4 protein-coding genes, 1 tRNA gene and 1 pseudogene are annotated in these 5,503 nt (G+C 67.4%); 1 reads left to right on the forward strand and 5 read right to left on the reverse strand.

The genetic code is table 11. The features are described 5' to 3' along the window. Positions 1 to 356: 356 nt before the first annotated feature. Positions 357 to 722 (reverse strand): septal ring lytic transglycosylase RlpA family protein, encoded by a 366-nt coding sequence (locus F1193_RS16740; protein ID WP_150098928.1) that lies wholly within the window; start codon positions 720 to 722, stop codon positions 357 to 359. Between the two features lie 637 nt (positions 723 to 1,359). Between F1193_RS16740 and F1193_RS16745 the strand changes: the two genes are divergently transcribed. Next, positions 1,360 to 1,435 (forward strand) — tRNA-Ile (locus F1193_RS16745). A gap of 431 nt (positions 1,436 to 1,866) precedes the next feature. Here the strand turns inward: F1193_RS16745 and F1193_RS16750 are convergent. The 4 genes and pseudogenes from F1193_RS16750 to F1193_RS16765 form a co-directional block, all read right to left on the reverse strand. Continuing rightward, complete coding sequence (locus F1193_RS16750; protein ID WP_150098929.1) at positions 1,867 to 3,450, reverse strand: recombinase family protein; 1,584 nt, start codon at positions 3,448 to 3,450, stop codon at positions 1,867 to 1,869. Beyond that, positions 3,447 to 3,902, reverse strand: coding sequence for a DUF2924 domain-containing protein (locus F1193_RS16755; protein ID WP_150098930.1), 456 nt, complete (start codon positions 3,900 to 3,902; stop codon positions 3,447 to 3,449). Before F1193_RS16755 ends, F1193_RS16750 begins: the two co-directional genes overlap by 4 nt. A gap of 5 nt (positions 3,903 to 3,907) precedes the next feature. Further along, entirely contained in the window at positions 3,908 to 4,666 is a 759-nt protein-coding gene (locus F1193_RS17605) for a DUF3489 domain-containing protein (RefSeq protein ID WP_246164511.1), read from the reverse strand. A gap of 191 nt (positions 4,667 to 4,857) precedes the next feature. Next, positions 4,858 to 5,103 (reverse strand): annotated as a pseudogene (locus tag F1193_RS16765) (IS256 family transposase); the annotation flags it as partial. Positions 5,104 to 5,503 lie beyond the last annotated feature (400 nt).

Raw genomic sequence — 5,503 nt, forward strand, 5'->3', positions numbered from 1 at the left:
GAGATCGTGCGGCTTCGGCGGCGGTTTCCGCATTTCGGGCCGCGCAAGCTTCTGGCGCGGTTGCAGCGGGAGGCGCCTGACCGCCCGGAAGCCGGCATGCCGCGCTGTGTCTCGCGGCCCTCGGCCGCACACCCTCAAGCCGTCGCGATCGCGCCGCGACCGGCCCGTCGCGCGACCCGGTTCGAAATGTCGTTGAAGCGGCCCTGGAGCAGTCTCCGCACAAGCGGATTTCGGGCCGGCGGCGGCGCGCCTTGCGCCTCTGTCGCGCTGTGCGCCCAATGGCGGGCACTGTGGGTGCCCCGGCGGCGGGAGCGGCGGCCTCGAACCGCTCCCCAGAGTGGCCCTCAGCTAGGCCTTCAGCTGTCGCGTTCGACACGCACCTGGGTGACGCCGCGATCGACGAAGCCCAACTCGCGGGCGGCGGCGTAGGAGACGTCGATGATGCGGCCGCGGATGAAGGGGCCGCGATTGTTGATGCGGACGACGACGCTGCGGCCGTTGCGGAGGTTGGTGACCCGCACATGGGTGCCGAACGGCAGCGTGCGGTGGGCGGCGGTCAGCGAATTGCGGTCGTAGCGCTCGCCATTGGCGGTGCGGGCACCGTTATAGCCATCCTTGTGGCCGTAGAACGACGCCATGCCGACGCCGGAATAGGACTTCGTCGTCTTCAGCGAGTCCGCGTGCGAGGAGATCGGCGTCATTGCAAGAAGCACGCAGCCCATTGCTGCAGCATACAGCCCGCGACGGCCCTTCCACATGTTACTCAATGTTTCGTCCCCCTGTTAACGCTGGAGTTTATGCGCGCACCTCCGTTGATCCATCCGCTTCGAAAGAGCCCCCGGACGATCACGAACGGCTTTTGCCCGGACTATTGGGCGAAATCGTGGCTCGACCGCGACTGATGCCGAACAACCCGGCAGAACGCCTTTCCAGCCCCACGGTTGCATTATGAAGTAACTGATTTTTAAGCGATTATTTAAAGTCAAGTCCGGGATGCCGCGCCTGGATCCGGCCGCGCGCACGGCGCCGAAGTGCCTGTTGGGACTCAGGTTTTGGTTAACGAACGGTTAACGGCCACGTCCGCCGACCGCGCCGGCCATGACTGAAGATCCACTGCGACGTTGCTTGAAGCACTCGAAACCGCGCCGGATCATCTTGGAACGACATCGCCAAGACCGGCTGGCAAGGCAGCGGCACCGCCTGCCCACAGCCCGACGCCCCTGCCCTCGGTGGCCGGCCGACAGCCCCGGCCGGGCCGAAGAGCTGCGGCGACCTCGCCGCCAGCCACACCACGCACGGGAGACGATCAAACCGGTTCCCACTTTGGCGCAAAATGCTCTAGATTCCCGCCGCCCTGCCGGGCCCGTAGCTCAATGGTCAGAGCCGGCGGCTCATAACCGCTTGGTTGCAGGTTCGAGTCCTGCCGGGCCCACCACGCACCTTCTCGAAGCCCCGGTTTATGGCCCCGGCGGAATTCCTCCGGTGGTTCCGGGGCTTTGGCGGTGGGGACGGAGCCGCGGGCGGTCTCTGCGGCGTCAAAGGGCCTTCGAGGCGGCTTTCGAGCCGGCGGTCTCTGGCGGGCGGGAACCTTTTCGCGGCGCGAGCGTGCAGCGGCGGCAAAGACCCGGGTTCGCGACGGCTGCGTGGGCGGTCGGCAGCGTCGGAAGAGGCGTCTCGGCGACATGAAGCTGAGTCGCCGCGGTGTTGCTGCCTCACGCTGAGGAGGTCGCCATCAGGTCACGCCGAAGGCGCGCCCGGCGACAGGCTCGGCGATCGTCTCGAAGCGTGGGACGGCTCGGCTCATGGTTCGAGGCGTCATTGTCGCCTCGTCCCCATCAGGGCTGGGCCGATTTGATCGTGTAATGGTCAGAAGGCGAGGCCAAGCATGTCATGCTGGCGGCGCCAGCACGCCGGAGGATCGAACAGGCGCGAGACGCCGACGCCGTGCGGCAGGCGTCCATCGATCGCGGCCTCGACGAGACGTGGCGACAGGAAGGCCAGCGAGATCGTCATGTGGACGTGGCGTGGGCTTAGGTGCTCGCGCTCGGCGATTGTGTTGATGGTGACGTCACCGGCCTCGATCTCGGCGAGCCAGCGCCGGCTACGGGCAATGGCCGTGACGAGCTTGGCGTTGGTCTCCGCCCGCATCGGGCGCGGGACCGGCGCCGTGGCATCGGCCGGACGCAGGATCTCGCGATGGCGGCGGGTGGCGGCCTTGGTCCAGGGGACGGTCAACGTCGTCGGGGAGGATGGCGCATCGTCGGAATTCGGCTCGGGCGTACTCGTCGCGCGCAGCGTGACCGCGAGGGAGGAGGTCCCGACGACGACGCGATCGAGACGAACTGCGATCAAATCGGTATCGGCATCAGGTGCGCTGTTGCCGAGGTGCGCCCGCAGCGCATCCACGACCACCCGCTCGACCGACTCGGCCGGTACGCGCGCAACGGCGCCTGCGCGCTCCGGCTCGCCATCGAGAAGGGCTGCAGAGACATAGTAGCGGTAGCTCCGGCGGCGCTTGCGGGCCGCCGACGGCGTCATGCGGTTGCCGCGGTCGTCGAAGATGCGGCCCATGAGCAACGCCGCCGAGGCTTCGCGGGTCTTGCGGTAGCCGGTGTGCTGGTCGGCGAGACGCTGCTGCACCGCCTCGAACAGGTCGCGATCGAGGATGGCTGGCTGCGCGCCGGGGCAGATGCGGCCCTTGAACGCCACCTCGCCAATGTAGAAGCGATTGTGCAGCAGATAGGTCAGCGAACCCCGTGCGAACGGGATGCCGCCGATGGTGCGGCCGGTCGACAGCGGTCGTATCTTGGTGACGATGCCGCGCTGGCGGAGATCGCGCAGCAGCGCACCGATGCTGCCGACCTCCAGATAGCGCCGGAAGATGGTGCGGACGGTCTCGGCCTCCTGGGGATTGATGACCAGTGTCTTGTCCCGGCAGTCGTAGCCGAGCGGCACCATGCCGCCGACCCACAGGCCCTTGAGCTTGGAGGCGGCGATCTTGTCGCGGATGCGCTCGCTGGTCACCTCGCGCTCGAACTGGGCGAATGACAGCAGCACGTTCAACGTCAGGCGACCCATCGAGGTGGTGGTGTTGAACTGCTGGGTCACAGAGACGAACGACACGCTGTTGCGATCGAACAGCTCGACGAGCTTGGCGAAGTCGGCGAGCGAGCGGGTCAAGCGGTCGACCTTGTAGACCACCACGACGTCGATCCTGCCGGCCTCGATGTCGGCCAGCAACTGCTGGAGCGCGGGCCGATCGGTCGAGCCGCCGGAGAAGCCGCCGTCGGCAAAGCGCATGCGCACCAGCGACCAGCCCTCATGGGCCTGGCTCTTGATGTAGGCCTGGGAGGCCTCGAACTGCGCGTCGAGCGAGTTGAACGCCTGGTCGAGCCCGGCGTCGGTCGAGACCCGGCAGTAGATGGCGCAGCGGAGGCGCTTGGTGGTCATGACGGACGCTCCGAACGGCCCCGCAGGCCGAAGAAGCGTGGCCCCGACCAGCGCGTGCCGGTGATGGCGAACGCGACTTGGCTGAGGCTGCGATAGGTGGTGCCGTTCCAGGCGAAGCCGTCATCGAGCACCATCACCCGCTGGAGCGCGCCGTTCCACTCGCGGACCAGCACGGTGCCGGGCGCTGGAGTCTCGACGGCAGGGATTGAACGCGCCGTCGCGCCGCTGGCATCATCACCGAGGCGCTCCAAATGCCTTCTCGTCTTGGCATCGAGATCGCCGAACCGATCGGCCTGGAGCCGGTAGGCGATGATGCGCCCCAGCAGATGACGCGGCAGGTGGTCGGGCGCGCGGCGGCGGAACACTGACCGCCACCGTGCGCGCAGGCCCTCAAGGTCGAGGTCCCGCAGATGCGCAAGCTCGGCCTCGATATCGTTCGTTGCCGCGGTCATCGCGATCACGCCGCCGGCTGCGAGGGGGCCCCAGCACCCGGCGCGATGCGGTAGACGCGCTGGCCATCGACCTTGTCCGTCGCGATGGTGAGGCCGAGCTTCCTGCGCACGACGGCGGAGAGGAAGCCGCGGACCGAGTGCGGCAGCCATCCGGTCGCCTGCACCACCGCCTCGATCGTCACGCCTTCGGGCCGCCGCAGCAGCGCCAGGATCTGCGCCTGCTTGGTGCCGGCGCGGGTCACGGGCGCAGACGATGGTGAACCGTGATCAGGAGCGCGGTTCACGCCCTCGCTGATGGCCGACGGCTCGCATGCAGGTTCGTGATGCCGTTCGAGTTCGTTGGATGGAGCCACCGATAAGCGTCCCCGCGCCTTCGTGGGTGGAGCCTTATGCCGGTCACCCTCATCCGATCGAGATGTCGCCGCCGCTGCCCGCATCTTGGTCGCCGGCCGGCCCGCCAGTGCCGCCATCTGCGTCTTTGGCTCGCGCTCGTTCTCGTCTGCCAGGATCATCTTCAGGCCGCGCTTGGTGAGACGCAGCGTCATCGTGCGGCTGTCTTCGTTGTGTCGCCACACCGGCATGTCGCCGCGAGCACGGATCTCCTCGGCAAGACCGAGGCCGATCAGCTTCTCGGCGGTCTTCTGCGCGGCGTTGCCCTTCAAGCTGTCGGGCAGCACCAGCGCGCGATCTGCGCGCTGCGCGGCGGTGGCGAGCAAAGCGAACTGAGTGTCGGTCAGCGAATTGGTCGACATTTTGGCGGACATGATGGGTATCTCCGGACCTGTGCGGCGCGACCTGCGCCGTCACTGCCGGAGCCCCGCGACTGGCCATCGGCCGGCGGGGCATCATCCCCGTGCGTCGCGACCACCCGGGACGCGGACAGGAATGCTCTGCTCGGAAGGGAAAGCCAGTCCTTTGTGCGAAGGCCGCGTTGCCCTGCGAAGGCAAAGGTCAACACCCGCTGGACCGGCACTAGGCCGATCCCGGTCTGGATGGCGCGCTCCGGACCGTGCCCGTGCCGCACCACGCGGTCGCGGCCGTCGGCCAGCTTCTCGGTCTTCAGATCGCCCAGGAAGGCCGCGACCTCGGCCTCGATCGCCTGGGCCAAAAGCTGCCGCGCACCCGCGCGCAGCACCTCGGTCAGCGGATCGTCGATCTCGCCGGGCTGACGCAGCCGGACGACGGTGGTAGTCTCATTCATGGCGTATCGCTCTCCTCTGGAGGGGTTGGGCAGGCTGGTTACCCGCCCCGATACGCCGCCTCTCTCACACCGTCATCACCCAGTTCCCGACATAGCTCCCGACTCGCCCCGTCAGGGGAATCCTAAATTCCTCCCGCCTCCAGTTTCGCCCTGTTGCACCGCGAATGCATGTTATTGAGATTGCGATATAATTTCGCCGAATGCCGCCGGCAGATGAACGGGCATTGCTACGCCAAAGAGGTAATTGCACCATCTGCGGCTCGGATGCTGGCGAACACCGAGCCGCAGCGCTGTACATGATCCTCAACGGACGGGCATCCACAAGTCGCCCATCCAGCGCGGCTTGAGGACTCTCAATCACGCCGCGGCCTGCCGCCAGGCCGTGTTCACCGCCGCGAGG

The sequence above is a fragment of the Blastochloris sulfoviridis genome (assembly GCF_008630065.1).
GTDB classification, from domain to species: domain Bacteria; phylum Pseudomonadota; class Alphaproteobacteria; order Rhizobiales; family Xanthobacteraceae; genus Blastochloris; species Blastochloris sulfoviridis.